The organism is Glaciimonas sp. PCH181, from assembly GCF_003056055.1.
In the GTDB taxonomy this organism is placed as follows: domain Bacteria; phylum Pseudomonadota; class Gammaproteobacteria; order Burkholderiales; family Burkholderiaceae_D; genus Glaciimonas.
Map to the genome: position 1 here is coordinate 2,433,248 of NZ_PYFP01000001.1, position 15,600 is coordinate 2,448,847.

At 50.6% G+C, this 15,600-nt stretch carries 18 protein-coding genes; 6 read left to right on the top strand and 12 right to left on the bottom strand.

Annotated features, from left to right (window positions below; translation table 11 throughout):
• Window positions 1–97 precede the first annotated feature (97 nt).
• From C7W93_RS11100 to C7W93_RS11120, 5 genes are all read left to right on the top strand, one after another.
• Entirely contained in the window at window positions 98–931 is an 834-nt protein-coding gene (locus C7W93_RS11100; protein WP_201747191.1) for a quinoprotein dehydrogenase-associated SoxYZ-like carrier, read from the top strand.
• Window positions 932–1,870: a quinoprotein relay system zinc metallohydrolase 2 gene (locus C7W93_RS11105; protein WP_108440060.1), complete on the top strand. Its 939-nt coding sequence runs from the start codon at window positions 932–934 to the stop codon at window positions 1,868–1,870.
• Window positions 1,871–1,919: 49 nt separating this feature from the next.
• A complete protein-coding gene (locus C7W93_RS11110; RefSeq protein WP_201747192.1) occupies window positions 1,920–2,300 on the top strand; it encodes a c-type cytochrome in 381 nt (126 codons plus the stop codon).
• A gap of 62 nt (window positions 2,301–2,362) precedes the next feature.
• Window positions 2,363–3,619 carry an NAD(P)/FAD-dependent oxidoreductase gene (locus C7W93_RS11115; RefSeq protein WP_108440061.1) on the top strand — a complete coding sequence of 419 codons (1,257 nt, stop codon included), beginning with the start codon at window positions 2,363–2,365 and terminating at the stop codon, window positions 3,617–3,619.
• A 149-nt stretch (window positions 3,620–3,768) separates the two neighbouring features.
• A complete protein-coding gene (locus C7W93_RS11120) occupies window positions 3,769–4,095 on the top strand; it encodes an NIPSNAP family protein (RefSeq protein WP_108440062.1) in 327 nt (108 codons plus the stop codon).
• Window positions 4,096–4,213: 118 nt separating this feature from the next.
• On the opposite strand, the gene C7W93_RS11125 is transcribed toward C7W93_RS11120, so the two are convergent.
• The 8 genes from C7W93_RS11125 to C7W93_RS11160 form a co-directional block, all read right to left on the bottom strand.
• Window positions 4,214–4,999 carry a 5'-methylthioadenosine/adenosylhomocysteine nucleosidase gene (locus C7W93_RS11125; protein ID WP_108440063.1) on the bottom strand — a complete coding sequence of 262 codons (786 nt, stop codon included), beginning with the start codon at window positions 4,997–4,999 and terminating at the stop codon, window positions 4,214–4,216.
• A 55-nt stretch (window positions 5,000–5,054) separates the two neighbouring features.
• Entirely contained in the window at window positions 5,055–5,726 is a 672-nt protein-coding gene (locus C7W93_RS11130) for an alpha/beta hydrolase (RefSeq protein WP_108440064.1), read from the bottom strand.
• Between the two features lie 8 nt (window positions 5,727–5,734).
• The gene (locus C7W93_RS11135) at window positions 5,735–5,995 is read right to left on the bottom strand and encodes a hypothetical protein (RefSeq protein WP_108440065.1); all 261 of its coding nucleotides are present in this window, start codon (window positions 5,993–5,995) and stop codon (window positions 5,735–5,737) included.
• Window positions 5,996–6,088: 93 nt separating this feature from the next.
• Entirely contained in the window at window positions 6,089–7,000 is a 912-nt protein-coding gene (locus tag C7W93_RS11140; RefSeq protein WP_108440616.1) for an RluA family pseudouridine synthase, read from the bottom strand.
• Window positions 7,001–7,026: 26 nt separating this feature from the next.
• Window positions 7,027–7,530 (bottom strand): arsinothricin resistance N-acetyltransferase ArsN1 family B, encoded by a 504-nt coding sequence (locus C7W93_RS11145; protein WP_108440066.1) that lies wholly within the window; start codon window positions 7,528–7,530, stop codon window positions 7,027–7,029.
• Window positions 7,531–8,038: 508 nt separating this feature from the next.
• Window positions 8,039–9,925 carry a propionate--CoA ligase gene (locus tag C7W93_RS11150; RefSeq protein WP_108440067.1) on the bottom strand — a complete coding sequence of 629 codons (1,887 nt, stop codon included), beginning with the start codon at window positions 9,923–9,925 and terminating at the stop codon, window positions 8,039–8,041.
• Between the two features lie 292 nt (window positions 9,926–10,217).
• Complete coding sequence (locus C7W93_RS11155; protein ID WP_108440068.1) at window positions 10,218–11,669, bottom strand: bifunctional 2-methylcitrate dehydratase/aconitate hydratase; 1,452 nt, start codon at window positions 11,667–11,669, stop codon at window positions 10,218–10,220.
• 89 nt (window positions 11,670–11,758) lie between these two features.
• Window positions 11,759–12,199, bottom strand: coding sequence for a hypothetical protein (locus C7W93_RS11160; protein WP_225869808.1), 441 nt, complete (start codon window positions 12,197–12,199; stop codon window positions 11,759–11,761).
• Window positions 12,200–12,528: 329 nt separating this feature from the next.
• Between C7W93_RS11160 and C7W93_RS11165 the strand changes: the two genes are divergently transcribed.
• Window positions 12,529–13,050, top strand: a complete 522-nt coding sequence (locus C7W93_RS11165; protein ID WP_108440069.1) for a DUF421 domain-containing protein — start codon at window positions 12,529–12,531, stop codon at window positions 13,048–13,050.
• Between the two features lie 129 nt (window positions 13,051–13,179).
• On the opposite strand, the gene C7W93_RS11170 is transcribed toward C7W93_RS11165, so the two are convergent.
• The 4 genes from C7W93_RS11170 to C7W93_RS11185 all read right to left on the bottom strand — a co-directional run bounded on the left by C7W93_RS11170 (window position 13,180) and on the right by C7W93_RS11185 (window position 15,584).
• Window positions 13,180–14,031 (bottom strand): SDR family oxidoreductase, encoded by an 852-nt coding sequence (locus C7W93_RS11170; RefSeq protein WP_108440070.1) that lies wholly within the window; start codon window positions 14,029–14,031, stop codon window positions 13,180–13,182.
• A 216-nt stretch (window positions 14,032–14,247) separates the two neighbouring features.
• Window positions 14,248–14,463, bottom strand: a complete 216-nt coding sequence (locus C7W93_RS11175; RefSeq protein ID WP_108440071.1) for a hypothetical protein — start codon at window positions 14,461–14,463, stop codon at window positions 14,248–14,250.
• A gap of 157 nt (window positions 14,464–14,620) precedes the next feature.
• The gene (locus C7W93_RS11180; RefSeq protein ID WP_108440072.1) at window positions 14,621–14,875 is read right to left on the bottom strand and encodes a glycogen/starch synthase; all 255 of its coding nucleotides are present in this window, start codon (window positions 14,873–14,875) and stop codon (window positions 14,621–14,623) included.
• A 355-nt stretch (window positions 14,876–15,230) separates the two neighbouring features.
• Entirely contained in the window at window positions 15,231–15,584 is a 354-nt protein-coding gene (locus C7W93_RS11185) for a YkgJ family cysteine cluster protein (protein ID WP_108440073.1), read from the bottom strand.
• Between the last annotated feature and the right edge of the window lie 16 nt (window positions 15,585–15,600).

Consider the following 15,600-nt stretch of genomic DNA (forward strand, 5'->3'; position numbering starts at 1 on the left):
CGCTGATGCAAACCGATCATCCCGAGCACGCCATCGCGCTAACGGGGTCCGTTGATGCTATCGCGCAGCTAAACACCAAGACGATAGGACTAGCAAGATGAAAAGCCGGTTGCGTATGCTCGCCAGATATCAGGGCAAATTTTGCGTCGGGCTAGCGGTAATTACGCTTTCGTTGACACTAGCGATCCAGCCCGTCCTTGCTGAAGTCAGCGACACTTATTGGGGCACTCTGCAAAATACGTACTATCCCGGCAAAAAAATAGCCTCCGGCGCGTTCATTCAATTAACTGCGCCATCCCGTGCCGACAGCGGTGCGCAGGTGCCGTTCGCCTTCAGCATCGACTATCCGATGACGGCTGAAAAATACATCAAATCGGTATCGGTCTTTGTAGATGCCAATCCCGTCCCTTTGGCAGCAATTTTCCACTTTAATCCCAGCAGCGGCAAAGCAGAAATTTCAACCCGTATCCGCCTTGAAAGTGATTCTTTGGTGCGCGTGGTGGCGGAGGCAAATGACGGCCAGTTATATATGCGCACTATTCCCGTTCGCGCTGAAGGCGGTTGCGGCGGTGCAGTGGGTGGCGATGAAGCAGTCGCTAAAGCGGCCGCCGGAAAAATGAAACTTGCGCTGGAAAAGCCGCTAAAAATAGGCAGCTTTAGCCACGTCAAACTGTTGATCAAACATCCGATGTTTACAGGCTTGCAGCGCGATCTGGTCACGCAGGGTTTTCGTCCTGCGTTTTTTATCAATAGTGTCGAGGCGAAATATAACGGCAAAACGGTGATGCAAGCAGCCACATTTATCGGCATCAGCGAAGATCCGAATATTCAGTTTGGCTTTATTCCGGACAAACCGGGAACCCTTGAGCTGATCATCAAAGATAACGAAGGCGGCACGTTTAATACGTCTATCCCCGTTAAGGAAGGCTGAGTGCATTCCCCGCTTTCTAGCCGACTTATAAAGACGCTATTAGTGATTGGCACCTGCATCTCGCTCAATGCACAAGCCGAACCGCTGCCAGTAATACAAGTCGCCAACGGCGTGTACGTGCATCAGGGCGTGCACGAGGATTTCAACGAAAACTATCACGGCGATATCGCCAATATTGGCTTTGTCATCGGCACCGATGCGGTTGCCGTTATCGATACCGGCGGCTCTTATAAAATAGGTTCTTCGTTAAAAGAAGCGATCCGTCTCATCAGCAAACTGCCCATCAGGTATGTGATTAATACCCACGTTCATCCCGATCACATCTTCGGCAATGCCGCTTTTACCAATGAACATCCGACATTTATCGGACATGAAAAACTGCCCGAAACTATGGCGTTGCGACAGGATGCCTACTTACGGAATCTGAAAAGCGAACTCGGCCTTGCAGCAGAAAATAGCGCAGTCATCGCGCCAACCATTACAGTCAGCATCGGCAAGAACCTGGAAATCGATCTGGGCAAGCGTGTACTGCAACTAAAGGCATGGCCCACCGCGCATACGAATACCGATTTAACCGTTGTCGATGTCAGCACCAAAACACTCTGGACTGGCGATTTACTTTTCGTGGAACGAGCGCCATCAATTGATGGCGATATTAAAGGATGGCTGAGCGCCATCGCGGGATTAAAAAATATGCCTGCTGATCTGGCGATTCCGGGACACGGTCCAGTGACAAAAAACAAAAACACAGCGTTGGATAATGAACGCCGCTATCTGGATTTACTGCTACGCGATGTCAGAGCAAGCATCAAAAATGGCGAAGATATGACCAAGGCAATGGGCACCGCTGCGCAGGATGAAAAATCGCACTGGGTGCTGTTTGATGCGGTGAACCGCCGTAATGTCAATCTGATTTATCCCGTTTTGGAATGGGAATAAAACCGCAATCGGCACCGTCGCCCTTCTTTCCATTACGACTGAAAACGCCATGCTAATAAAAAAATATACCGTGTTAGTTGCCAGTTGGATGTTGTGTATCGGTATGACCTCTGCTCGCGCAGGTGCAGAACTGCCACAGCTACCACATACGCTTACGCTAGCCGGTTCTTGTGCGGCCTGCCACGGAACCAATGGCTTAAGTCAAGGCGGGACGCCAGTGTTGGCAGGTTTGGACGCAGACTATTTCGTCAGGCGGATGCATGAGTATCAACAGCAAACCGAGTCCACCGATGTCATGCCACAGCAAGCACGCGGTTTAACGGCTGACGAGATCGTGCAGTTAGGCAAATATTTTGCAGCACAGCCGCGTTCGTCTCCGAATTTTTCACCGCAATCTCAGCTGAAATCCTTACGTCAAACGCGACAATAATCACTAAGTCACTAAGCCACACCAACGTCCACATTCACCGCAATCAAGGCAGGGCAAATAAAATGCAGCGTCGGGATATTTTTAAATATGGTGCAAGTGGCGCGTTATGGTTTTCGATGCCGTCGCAAGTGCTTGCGAGTAAAAAACTAGGGCGGGTAGTCATCATCGGTGGCGGTTATGGCGGCGCAACTGCCGCGAAGTATTTACGGATGTGGAGTCGTGGAAAAATAGAAGTCATCGTGGTCGAGCCGAACGCCTATTTTGTCTCCTGTCCGGTCAGCAATCTTGTACTGAGTGGAGAGAAAACGCTGGAGGATATTACCTTTTCTTTCGATCTGTTAAAGCAACATCACGGCGTGCAGTGGATACAAGATACCGTCACTGCGATTGATCCTGAAAGATCAGAGATCAGGCTAAGCAAAGGCACACTTTCTTACGACAGATTGATCGTGGCGACCGGCGTAGGTTTTATGTATGACGGTCTTCCTATGCTGAATAATAAAGACGCGCAACAACAGATTCCGCATGCATGGAAGGCTGGGCCACAAACCCAAAATCTGCGTAAGCAGTTGGAAGCGATGCCTGATGGCGGGGTCTTCACCGTCACGATTCCGGCGCTACCGTATCGCTGTCCACCAGGGCCGTATGAACGGGCTTGTCAGGTGGCTTTTTATCTCAAAAATCATAAACCAAAATCTAAAATTGTGGTACTGGATGCTAACCCCGCCATCACTTCTAAACGACCGTTATTTGAACGCGCATGGCAAGATTTGTATCCAGGAATGATCGACTATCTTCCTAGCAGCAACTTGCTCGAAGTCGATGTGGCGACCCGCACTGTAAAAACAGATTTCGACACGGTGAAATCGAATGTACTAAACATCATTCCGCCGCAGAACGCTGGCGCGCTGGCCGTCGCATCCGGTCTGGCCAATGTCGGTCACCGATGGTGCCAGGTCGATTTTAGAACTTACGAATCAAAGGTTTTTCCCAATATCCACGTGATTGGCGATGCGGTCGATTCGGGCTTGCCAAAATCGGCACATATGGCAACTTCACAAGCAAAAGTCTGCGCCAACGCGCTGGCATTTTTGATGTCAGGCGAAGCTCCTGATCCTAGCCCGGTATTTGCCAACACTTGCTATAGCTATGTCGATGACAAGGCGGCGATCCATGTCACAAGTGTGTATCGCTATGACGCGGCAGAAAACCGAATGAAACCGGCTGAAGGTGGCGGCATTTCGGCGCACGCATCGGCACAAGAATTTCGGGAAGCGCAATATTGGGCATTGAATATTTGGTCGGATGTGCTGAGTTAGGCTTTCTGTCATTTCCGTTACTAAGGTGCCATTTGGGGTTACCGCACATCAATCTCGCCTCTGCGCTATGATCGAACACCGCAACTGCTAAGTCACTTTCAAAGTAACGCTAGCAACACTATTAACCACCTGCCAACGGAGAATAATTGATGATCTACGAAATGCGAACCTACTATTGCGCACCGGGCCGTCTGCCTGCGCTGAACGAGCGTTTTTCGACAATTACGCTGAAATTTTGGGAAAAATACGGCATCAAGCAAGTCGGGTTCTGGACTACTTTAGTCGGATCGACCAACCAGACATTGACGTATATGCTGGCATGGGAAAGCTTAGCTGAGCGCGAAACAAAATGGAATGCGTTTGCCAGCGATCCTGAATGGCTGGCAAAACGCGCCGCGACAGAAGCGCAAGCCATCATCGTAGAGAGAATCGAAAACCAGTTTCTGACGCCAACGGCTTACTCCGCCATGCAGTAAAAAAGTACGAAAAAGTACGGTCAAGAAGAAATGACGCTGAGGGGACCAAAATCATTCTTGGTCCCCTCAATGTTATCCGACTTATTTTTCTTGGCGTACACGCACGGCGCGCTTCGCCCTATCGATCAGCCAGCGAATCTGAACTGCGTCCGGCAAAAAATCGTCGCAAAATACCCGTGGAATAATGACTGGCAACACCACGCAAAAATTGTCCGAAATCGGTATGCGCGCTTGCATCAGCGCGATCTGAAATAGTCCGCAACACCGCGCAAGGCACGCCATATTCAAAACATATTTGCGCGACAGCGGCCCCCTCCATCTCAACTGCCAGCGCAGCGGGTAGCGCAGATAAAATTCCATTCGCCTTATCGCCATCGGCCACGAATTGATCACCACTGACGATCATCCCGATATGCAAGACCGGCTGCGCAATCCCAAAATTTTTACGACTCTCCGGCGAAACGGAATACGGTAAATCTTCACGCAAAAACGCCGTAGCAGCGGCCGTGAGTTCAGTCGATAGCCGATTATCCGGAACAAATTCGGACATCCCCAACAGCGGCACTTCGTGATGCGGAAAAAGTGGGCGGGCATCCAGATCGTGTTGCACCAGTCGATCGGCAATAACGATATCGCCAACCGCGACGCGTTGCCCGATACCGCCAGCCAGACCGGTAAAAACAATCTCGGCAACATTGAAGTCACGAATCAACGTGACTGCTGTGGCCGCCGCTGCAACCTTGCCGATTCTGGCAAGCACAACGACGCATTGCTGCCCCTCAAACGTGCCAACGTGATAGTCGCGCATGCCGATGCGTTGCACGTGATTACCGCTCTGCGCGATCATGGCGTTGATCAGGTCTGCGACTTCGTCGTGCATCGCGGCGAGTATGCCTATCGTCATTTTTTCTCCTGAAGGGATCGAAGATAAAGGTGGCTCAATGACCGCCTATACCTACTCAAGTATTTCTTTTTACGGTCGCGATAATATCGTCACTGATGCGGCGCGAGTTCATGATCGTGGTGTGAATCGACGGCACCACGACCAAAGGAATGTCTCCCAATTGGGTTTCAGCAACGGTCAGGATACCGTCATTCAGCTCATCGCCAAATGGCGACCAGCGACCGCGCGGGCCTGCGGTTCCGGCATAAATGGTGGTGGGAATAGTAGGCATCGGTAACTCGGCAATCCATTCGCGCTGCGTCAGAAGTTGACCCATCTCGCCCGTCATCAACTGAAATAAACGCCAACGCGCAAAAGTGCGCGCCATCCGACTCGCTTGCATCGGTGGGGCCAGAAAAAAACAGGCTTCCGGTTGTTGCGCCAATGTCGGCAACACCGCCAGCAACAACACACAACCGAGTGAATGCCCAATGACGACGTAACGCTGACCTTTGGTATTGCGGGTAATAAATTGATGCAGCCTTGTTACGCAAGGATGCCAGCGCTCGAAGGCCGCCGAATAGCCAAATACGATAGGACGCAGACCGGCGGCCCGCAAGCGTGCCCCAAGAATCAGCATCGACAGCGGCGTGCGGCCCATGCCATGAACCAGGATGGCGCGGATGACCTGATCGGGTTCGGCAGTTTCATCGTTTTTTTCGTTGGCGATGACGGCTTCGGCATCCATGATGGGCTTTATTTTTCGCGTTTCTGCAATTGTTTTTCAAACGCAACATCGAGCTTGCTGATGCGTTTGGGAATTTGCGGGCCATAGGCATTGACGAACTTCACGAATGCATCAAGTTCCAGCGGCTCGCTGACACGGATCGGCATCGCATCACCCGCATTTTGGGCGAGGATAAATAACTCTTCCGCGGTTCGCAGCATCGAATACCGCAGTTCGGGACTACGTGCATTCAGCCGCTCGATAGCATAGGTGGCACGGGTTGATCTCATTTATTGCTCCTGATATCCAATATTTAACGCGAAAATTTATCGCCAGCGCTAGTCCGGCGTGATCACAAAAGCATGTTATTAGCTTAGGCTATTTTAGAGGGTCAGACCAGTTTCAAAGCGTAAGCGCTCACCGGTTACCGGGTCTTCGAATGCAATCGATTTCGCCAACAACTTCAGCGGCGATGACCAGTCGTCCCCCTTGCATGGCCTGTTATCAGGATAAAAAATATCGTTGATGATCGGCATGCCAAGTGACGCCATATGCACGCGTAACTGGTGCTTTTTGCCGGTCAACGGGCTTAAGCGATACAGACTATGCTGCTGGCGCTGCTCAATCAGATCAATCAGGGTCTCAGAATTCGCTTCGCCCGCCACTTCCTGCATCCGAAAAAACGGCGTGCCCTCGACCATTCGGCTGCGATGCACCAATGGGAAAGTCAACTCCGGCATAGTCGGGGCCAGCGCCTCATAAACCTTATCCACCAGACGCTGCTGAAACAGCGATTGATACGCGCCCCGGCTGGCGATATCTACCGAAAAAATCATCACGCCTGCGGTTTCGCGATCAAGCCGGTGAATCGGCGTTAGCGCTGTCAGGCCGGTCTTCTTTTTAAGCCGCACCAGCAAGGTTTCATGCAAAAATCGTCCCGCCGGAATGACAGGCAAAAAATGGGGTTTATCGACTACTAGTAAACGTTCGTTCTGATACAGAATCGTTTCTTCAAAAGGAATCGGGGTTTCCGCTTCCAGCGCACGATAATAATAAAGACGGCAGCCGTGCCGGTAAGGTGCTTGCGGTGTGAGTCGCACGCCAGCGTCATCCACCACTTCGCCCTGCGCCATCCGCGCAATCCAGGTGGCGCTATTGATCGCCGGAAAACGCTCCACCAAAAATGTCAGCATATCCGGCCAATCTCCCGCTGGCAGCCAGACATAACTGGGCGCCACGCCATCGACAATCGGCAGCGGCGATGGCGGATGACCCTGCCCGTTAGGCCCACTCATCTCAGCAGTCGATGATGGAGAGCTGATCACAGAAACATTTGCCAGTAACCGACATCCAGCCAGGTATCGGTTTTTTTGCCAACTTCACGGAACACGCCGACCTTTTCAAATCCCATTTTTTCGTGCAGCGCGATGCTGCCGGGATTCGGTAAAGCGATACCGCCGATGACGGCATGCACCGACAACTTGCGGAGTTCCGCCAACAACGCCTTGTATAGCAGCGTACCAAGACCTTTTCCACCAGCCGCATCGGACAAATAAACCGAGCTTTCCACCGAATGCGCATAGGCCGCCCGCGTCCGCCATTTGGTAGCGTAAGCGTAGCCAAGAATCTGCTCGCCCTCAGTAGTTTTTTCAATGCAGACTAGCCATGGAAACAGCGCCGTAATGTCGGTAATACGCTGCGCCATTTCAGGTGGCGTCACAGGAATTGTTTCAAAAGTAATCGCGGTATTCAGGACGTAAGGATTATAAATGTCACAGATAGTTGCTGCGTCGCTGGGCGTCGCGGGACGAATGATATAAGTCATAGTGATGAATGTTGGGGAAATATTTCTGACTTCGAGGACTTCGAAGAAATCAAATTGCCCGGCAAGTTAGGAGATTATGTTAATGGACTAGGTTATCGCAATGATAGCGCGCCATGACGCCAGTAGTTGGGCATAGACACCATATTTGAAAATTTGACGGGCTGAAGCGGGAAAATAACGTGACGCAATAGATATAAAAATAACAATATTTTTAAAAAATGTGAATAATCAACATATTTAGAAAATTTAATGAACACATCAAACTATTACTAAATTGATAACCAGCAATAGCAAAGAACTTATCCTATCCAATCGCGTAAGCAATAAAAACCATCGGTAAGCTAAATCAGCTATCGGGCAAATGAATCCGCCGATACATAGCGCATATTTATGCTGCTCTGAGAGAGCGGATAGATAATCATCCAGGCCGTTCAGGTCCGACTGTCATCTATCCACCCATTTTCACAGACCACGCAGCCAATCAATATGGCAACAGCAGGTCTTTACGTTACACCGCCAATGCCCCGCGGATTTGTTGCAGCGAACTTGGGTCTTCAATCGTCGTCAAGTCGCCGGGGTCCCGGCCTTCGCAGATTGCCTGTATCGACCGTCGCAATAATTTGCCAGAGCGCGTCTTCGGCAACAAACTCACAAAATAAACCCTTGCCGGGCGGCCCACTGCGCCGATTTGCTTATCGACCACGCCCATGATTTCTTTTTCCATTTTCGCTCGGGCGGCCTCATCGGACAGCACGCTGGCATCCTTCAAAATCACAAACGCCACTGCAACCTGCCCCTTCAGTTTATCTTCGATACCGACCACCGCCACTTCCGATACATTGGCATGACTGGAAATACTCTCTTCAATTTCCCGCGTACCCAACCGATGGCCGGCGACATTGATCACATCATCGGTGCGTCCCAGAATGAAATAATAACCATCATCGTCGCGAATGCCCCAGTCGAAGGTTGAATAGACTTGCCGCTCAAAATTCGACCAATAAGTGCTGACATAGCGATCATCGTCGCCATAAATAGTTTGCAGGCAACCCGGCGGCAACGGTCCTTCGACCACTAACACGCCCTTTTCATTCGCAGCGCACAAGTCACCGGTGTTTTCGTTGACGAGCTGGATTTTATAACCATACATGGGCACCCCGGGGCTGCCGAGACGGGTTGGTTTGTCTTCGATATTTTTGGCAATTGTCATCATCGGCCAGCCGGATTCAGTTTGCCAGTAATTATCGAATACCGGCACGCCCAACGCCCCAGAAATCCAGCTGGAAGTAGTTTCATCCAGCGGCTCGCCAGCCAAATATAGTGCTTGCAGCGACGATACGTCGTATTTCTGCAATAACTCCGGCGGCTGCTTTTTTAATACCCGGATCGCCGTCGGCGCAGAAAACATTTGCGTAACTTTGTATTTTTCAACGATGCTCCACCAGATACCGCCATCGGGAGAAATCGGCAATCCCTCGTACATAATCGTCGCCATCCCGGCAATCAGCGGCCCATAGACGATGTAAGAATGCCCGACCACCCAGCCAATATCGGACGTACTGAAAAAGGTCCCGCCCGCTTTGCCGCAAAAAATATAGTCGATGGATGCAGCCAGCGCTACCGCCTGCCCGCCAACATCACGCTGCACGCCCTTCGGCTTGCCAGTGGTGCCCGAGGTGTACAGCACATACGACAGCGCATTCGATTCTAGCCAGACCACTGGCACGTGCGCATCCATATGCAGCGCGCGTTGTTCCGCGTAATCCACATCCCGCCCGACAGTCAATGGCATCTCGGCCAGACCGCGATTCACCAGCAATACATGCGCCGGTTTATGCGGGGACAATTTGATCGCCTCGTCCAGCAAATCTTTGTAAGGCACCACCTTGCCGCCACGTGAACCCGCATCGGCCGAGACGATTAACGTCGGTTTAACGTCGTCAATCCGCGTCGCCAGACTATGCGAGGCAAAACCACCAAAAACCACTGAATGAATCGCGCCAATCCGAGCGCAGGCCAGCATGACAAAAGCAGCTTCGGCAATCATCGGCATGTAAATCAATACCCGGTCGCCCTGCCCGACGCCCAGCGCTTGCAACGTCGCTGCAGCACGATTCACCTCTGCCAGCAAATCGCGATAGGTATAGACGCGTTCGGTATTGGTTTCGGTCGAAATGGCGATCAATGCGGCTTGATCGCCGCGTGTCGCTACCCAGCGATCCACCGCGTTGTGACACAAATTAGTGGTGCCGCCGACAAACCATTTGGTAAAAGGCGGCTTGCTGTAATCGAGAACCCGGGTATAAGGTTGATGCCAGTCAATTCTTCTGGCTTGTTCGGCCCAAAAAACTTCTGGATCGTCAACGGAACGTTGATATAGGCTGGCGTAACTCATGCTGTCTCCTCCGAATGTGGACGACTCCGCAAGCCATTACGCGCTAATCAAAACGGTGCAAGCAATGCCGTCGTTTGCGACGGCATTGCTTGCATTCCAACATCGATAGGCTCGCAAGCGCTTATGAAGAAATCCTTATTAGAAAATCTATGACCAAGATGCTGATATTTTTATAATGAACAAAACAGTGTACGGACGAAGAAAAGCGCCAGAAGGTAGAGATTACCCTATAGCGCTATAGTTAATTCAGCTTAATGTGGATTAATGGCGGGCAACATCAAAATAAAATTTCTTAAATAACGTACAAATCCATGTACGCATTTACCGCCATTGCCTCTAGCTTTTTCTGATCCAGCGACACTTCCAGAATTTTTTGCTGCTGCCTGAGCGGGAACTGACGCGCCAGATTGATCTTGAATTTTTCTTCCAGCAGCGGAATCCCTTCTTTGCGACGTCGCGCATGTCCAATCGGATACGCCACTACGACTTCTTTCAACGGCTTGCCGTCTTTAAATTCAACCGTCAACGCATTCGCAATCGAACGTTTCTCAGGATCATGATAATCCCTGGTGAACCCGGCATCTTCCACGCAGACGATCTTGTTACGCAAAATATCGATACGTTTATCAGCAGCGATATGGTCCTCATAATCGCTCGCCGTCAGACGCCCATAAATCAGCGGCACCGCAACCATGTACTGAATGCAATGATCGCGGTCAGCGGGATTGTTCAGCGGACCTTGTTTGTCGATGATGCGGATACAGGCTTCGTGCGTTCTGATCGTGATCTTTTGGATATCCTCGACAGACTTACCGGCTTTAGCCAGTTGCTGATGCAAGGTCATGCCAGCCTCAACCGCTGTTTGCGCGTGGAACTCAGCGGGAAAAGAAATCTTGAATAAGATATTTTCCATCACATACGAAGCATATTTTCGCTGAAATTTGAAAGGCTGGCCTTTAAATAACACGTCGTAAAAACCCCAGGTCTTGGCCGTTAATACCGATGGATAACCCATCTCGCCAGTCTTTGCCATGAGTGCCAGACGCACAGCGCGCGAAGTTGCATCGCCTGCAGCCCACGATTTGCGCGAGCCGGTATTCGGTGAATGGCGATAAGTCCGCAGCGCTTGTCCATCGACCCACGCCAGCGATACCGCATTCAATGTTTCTTCGCGGCTCAAACCCAGCATTTCGGACACCACCGCAGTCGAGGCAACCTTAACCAACACAACGTGATCCAGACCGACTTTATTGAATGAATTTTCCAGCGCGATACACCCTTGAATTTCGTGCGCCTTGATCATACCGGTCAACACGTCTTTCATAGTCAACGGCTTTTTGCCAGCAGCAACCGCGTTGCGCGATAGCCAGTCGGCAGTTGCCAGAATGCCGCCCAGATTGTCGGAAGGATGGCCCCACTCAGCAGCCAGCCATGTATCGTTAAAATCCAGCCAGCGGATCATCATGCCGATATTGAACGCCGCCTGAATGGGATCCAGCTGAAACTGCGTGCCCGGTACTTTGGCACCGTTCGGCACGACCGTTCCCGGCACGATAGGCCCCATCAATTTTTTGCAAGCAGGATATTCCAACGCCTCCAAACCACAACCCAGCGTATCGATCAGACAGTTACGCGCAGTGTCGTAGGCTACTTTCGAGACAATTTTGTATTTGGTGACGTAATCAACAATATCGACTAGCACCTTGTCGTATTTTGGGCGAACGTTGGAAATAGGCGCTGACATTATTTTCCTTCTTGATGAATGACGCTATTTTTTAACTGATCCTGCTAATGCTCCTGCTGGTTGGTAATGGCATGCCATCGAATAAGCGCTTAACGCACTCTGCATTCGTTCGCCAATTGTGCGCCCTGGCGGGTATTCAGCAACATCGATTTAGCGGGAATCTGTATCCACACCAGCCCGCTAGATTGATTTTCAAAACGTACCGCACCCGTCGTAGTGGATACCGGCGTCATCGCATACTTCGTGCCTTTCCAGGTCAGACGAACGTCATTGTTGGCATCCGCCTCGATATCAACCCTATTTCCCATATCGCAATTGAATGCGCCGGCAGTCAACACCGGCGCAGCCAACCTAGCCCCAACTATCGGCAACTGTTCTGCGGGGGTGCGGGTTTCAGTCAGCGGCACCGACGATCCGCAAGATGCCAATAGCGTTGTCAAGGCTAAGATGGCGGCGATTTTTGTCATCTTAGCCCCGATGGCGGCGTTCGCATTCAGACGACTGGTTGCGTTAATTATAATTATTGGCATGTTCATATACTTCTCCTGAAAATAGGGGTGTGGGTAATTGGCTATCGCTGCGTCCGCTCCCTATTTTCAGAACAATCCCAAAAATGCAGGACGCTTATTTCGCTCGCCAATTGCAATAATTTTAAGTCTTCTGGACCCCGCTGATTCACCGACGGATGAATAATTTTATCCCTCGAAGTGTTGCGCAATGTAAAGCGTAGCCTAACCTGAAGTAGCCGCAATCACAAATAGTCAGATAACCAGTGCAGTCGGCAGGTCCATCGTGCAACGCCAGCCCAATCACTAAACGTCAGGCAAGCGCAAGATAACTCAAAAAAAGGAGAATGATAATGGCTATCTTGGGAACATTGTTTGGTATATCCAGTGACCTGAACGCACTCCACATGTCAGCAAGAGCATTCGTTATTTTTGTGCTGACGCTGGTCCTGCTGCGCGTTGGCGGCAGGCGCTCTCTCGGTCATCGAAGTGCGTTCGATTTATGCATTACGGTGCTTCTGGGCGCAGTGCTCAGTCGCGCCATCGTCGGTGCATCACCATTTGTCCCCACGCTATGCGCCGGTGTTGTGATCGTGGTTCTGCACCGCCTCATCGGTCTGCTGAGCATTTGGTCGCCGCTGTTAGACAAACTGGTCAGCGGATCGGCCCGAGTGCTGGTCATGCGAGGAAAAATTGATCGGCATCAAATGCGCGAAGGCCTGATCACCAATACTGACTTACGCGAGGCTATACATAAGAAAACCGGAAGCACCGATATCGACAGCGCAGAAAAAGTCGTGCTGGAGCGCAATGGTGAAATTACCGTTATTCCAGTCGATCAAAGATCATCACATAATAACGACCAGCCCCAATGACAGCCGGTGAGCGCTGTATGCATGCACGCGTGTGATAACGCAAGGGTATTCTCAACGGTATACAAACATTGAGAATGCCCTTGCGTTACTGGCGTGATTACCGCTATTAAATCGCGACGCTATCGCTATCTACCCATTGATAATCTCTCCGCCATTCGGATGCAATACCTGCCCCGTCATATACGAGGCTCCTTCAGTTGCCAAAAACACGTAGGAAGGCGCAATTTCATCAGGTTGTCCTGGTCTTTCCATTGGCGTCTCTTTACCAAATTTTCTGATTTTTTCTTCCGAAAAAGTCGCCGAAATTAAAGGCGTCCACACCGGTCCCGGCGCAACCGCATTTACGTGAATTTCACGCTTAACCAGCTTCTGTGCCAATGACCGGGTAAACGCGACAATCGCCCCTTTGGTCGCTGCATAATCCAGCAAGTGCGGGCTGCCGCGATAGGCGGTGACAGACGCTGTGTTGATAATCCGTGCACCTGCAGTTAAATAAGGTAAAGCCGCTTTCACCAGATAAAACATCGAAAATATATTCGTCCTGAAGGTTTTTTCCAGCTGCACTTGCGAAATATCCTCGATGTTTTCCGTAGGATATTGCTGCGCTGCATTGTTGACCAAGACATCCAATCTTCCGTATTCGGCAATCACCGATTTTATAGCGTCTCTGCAGAAATCTTCAGAACCGATATCACCCGCGATCAAAAGACATTCACCACCTTCTTCAACGATCAGACGTTGCGTTTCCAGCGCATCCTCGTGTTCATCGTAATAACCGATTGCCACGCGCGCGCCCTCTTTTGCGAAGGCCAGCGCGACAGCCCGTCCGATGCCGCTGTCACCGCCCGTGATAAAGGCAATTTTACGGGCCATTTTTCCTGAAGGGTCCGCACGTGGTTCGGACGTTGGTTGCGGCTGCATCTGGGCTTGAATGCCCGGTTGTTGTTCCTGCTGCGGAGAGGCAGAGGTAGCGTCAGACATCACGAACTCCATTTCATGAAAGAGGATAACCATCATTCTTTGCAGTATCTTTGCTGAAGCGCATCCAGCAGTACCTGTTCCCTCGCCTAATATTTCCTAATGAGAAGCCCCGCAGAACATTCTGCGGGGCATTAAACCAAGCCACTAGCCGTCATCAATCAGCTCATCAATCGTCACTAACAACCAATCAACGACCATCAACGGCCATGACCATCGTTACTTCTTGTTGCCTTGTTGCGAACCGCCGCGTGAGCCGCCTTGCGACTGATCCGAATCTGAACGCGAGCCAGAACCCGATCCAGTATTTTTGTGGCTTTGTTCACCAGCTTTTACGTGTTGCTCATGCGAGCCGCCACGGGTGCCTTGCGATTGATCGGAACCTCCGGTATTTTTGTTGCCCTGCGAACCTTTTGAAGTATCTTGCGTGCTCATCATATTTCCTTTTAAAAGTTAAAAGAGAAGCCCAAAGGGTTGAACATTTTCAGTAAAGAAACGACTGCCTCTTTACCGGAAACGCCTCACCATCTTAGAAGCGCCCGCTAAAGTTTTCTACGTCACGGGGGTCTGATTCAGCTGTAAGAACTGGCTGTCAGTCCTGACAGCCAACACCTACAAACCGCTTTCTTTTTTTCTTGATAGAAATGCTGATGCTGAGCAACCACTCGCAATACGCATTACGATTTTGGGCAATCTGCAACGCAGATGGATAACCGGGCATTAAGATACTGGCATCTACACCTTGCTTGCGTAGCGTATCCGTCAACGCAGTAATGACATCTGCCAGCCCGCCGGTTTTTGCCAATGGAATCGCTTCTGAGGTAACAAGTAAGACGCGTGCTCTCACAATAATGCTCTTTCAGGCGAATACGAAATACACACACTAGCGTCGAAGCATCGGCGTGTATCCGGATGTTTTCAGGAATGCTTATTAGCTGGACTGTCTTTATTTGTTGCTTGGGAGTTGCGTTCAAGCACAGAAGAAAAGTTCGGGGTTTTCTCCCACCTGTTGATGTAAACCATGGTCTAAGAAAATTTCCCGAACCGAGGTTTTAGTATTATCAAAAGAACTTCACAATGCAAGAATTGCATTTTAGAAATGGCAGCGTTGACGTGGTCAACTTGCCTGTTTTGCGGAGGTGTCAGGCATTGTGGTAGCGACGCGCTGACGGTTGCACGCCAACGTTATATCCGTTGCCGTATCAAACCAACACGTGCCGGACTTCTCGAAAAAATTGATCGATTTTAGCTTCAATTCGGGTATCGATCATTGCCTCTGGCCGCCTGCCATTCGGGCATACCAATCGCGGCGTGGTGCCGAATAGACGACAAATCAAAGGCCGGTCTTCATAGACCTGACAACCGTTATCGCCCAGATGCGGACAACTTAAATCGGCTAGCGCGATGTCATGTTCAGCATCACTTTTGTATGGCAATCTCGCAATTTCCTCGGAGGACGCTTTGACCGGCCCACAGCAATCGTGGCAGCCGGGAACGCATTCAAACGCGGGAATATGCGTGCGAAAAAATCTTATTTTTTGCATGGTTTGTGTCATCGCAGAGCTTTCCTCA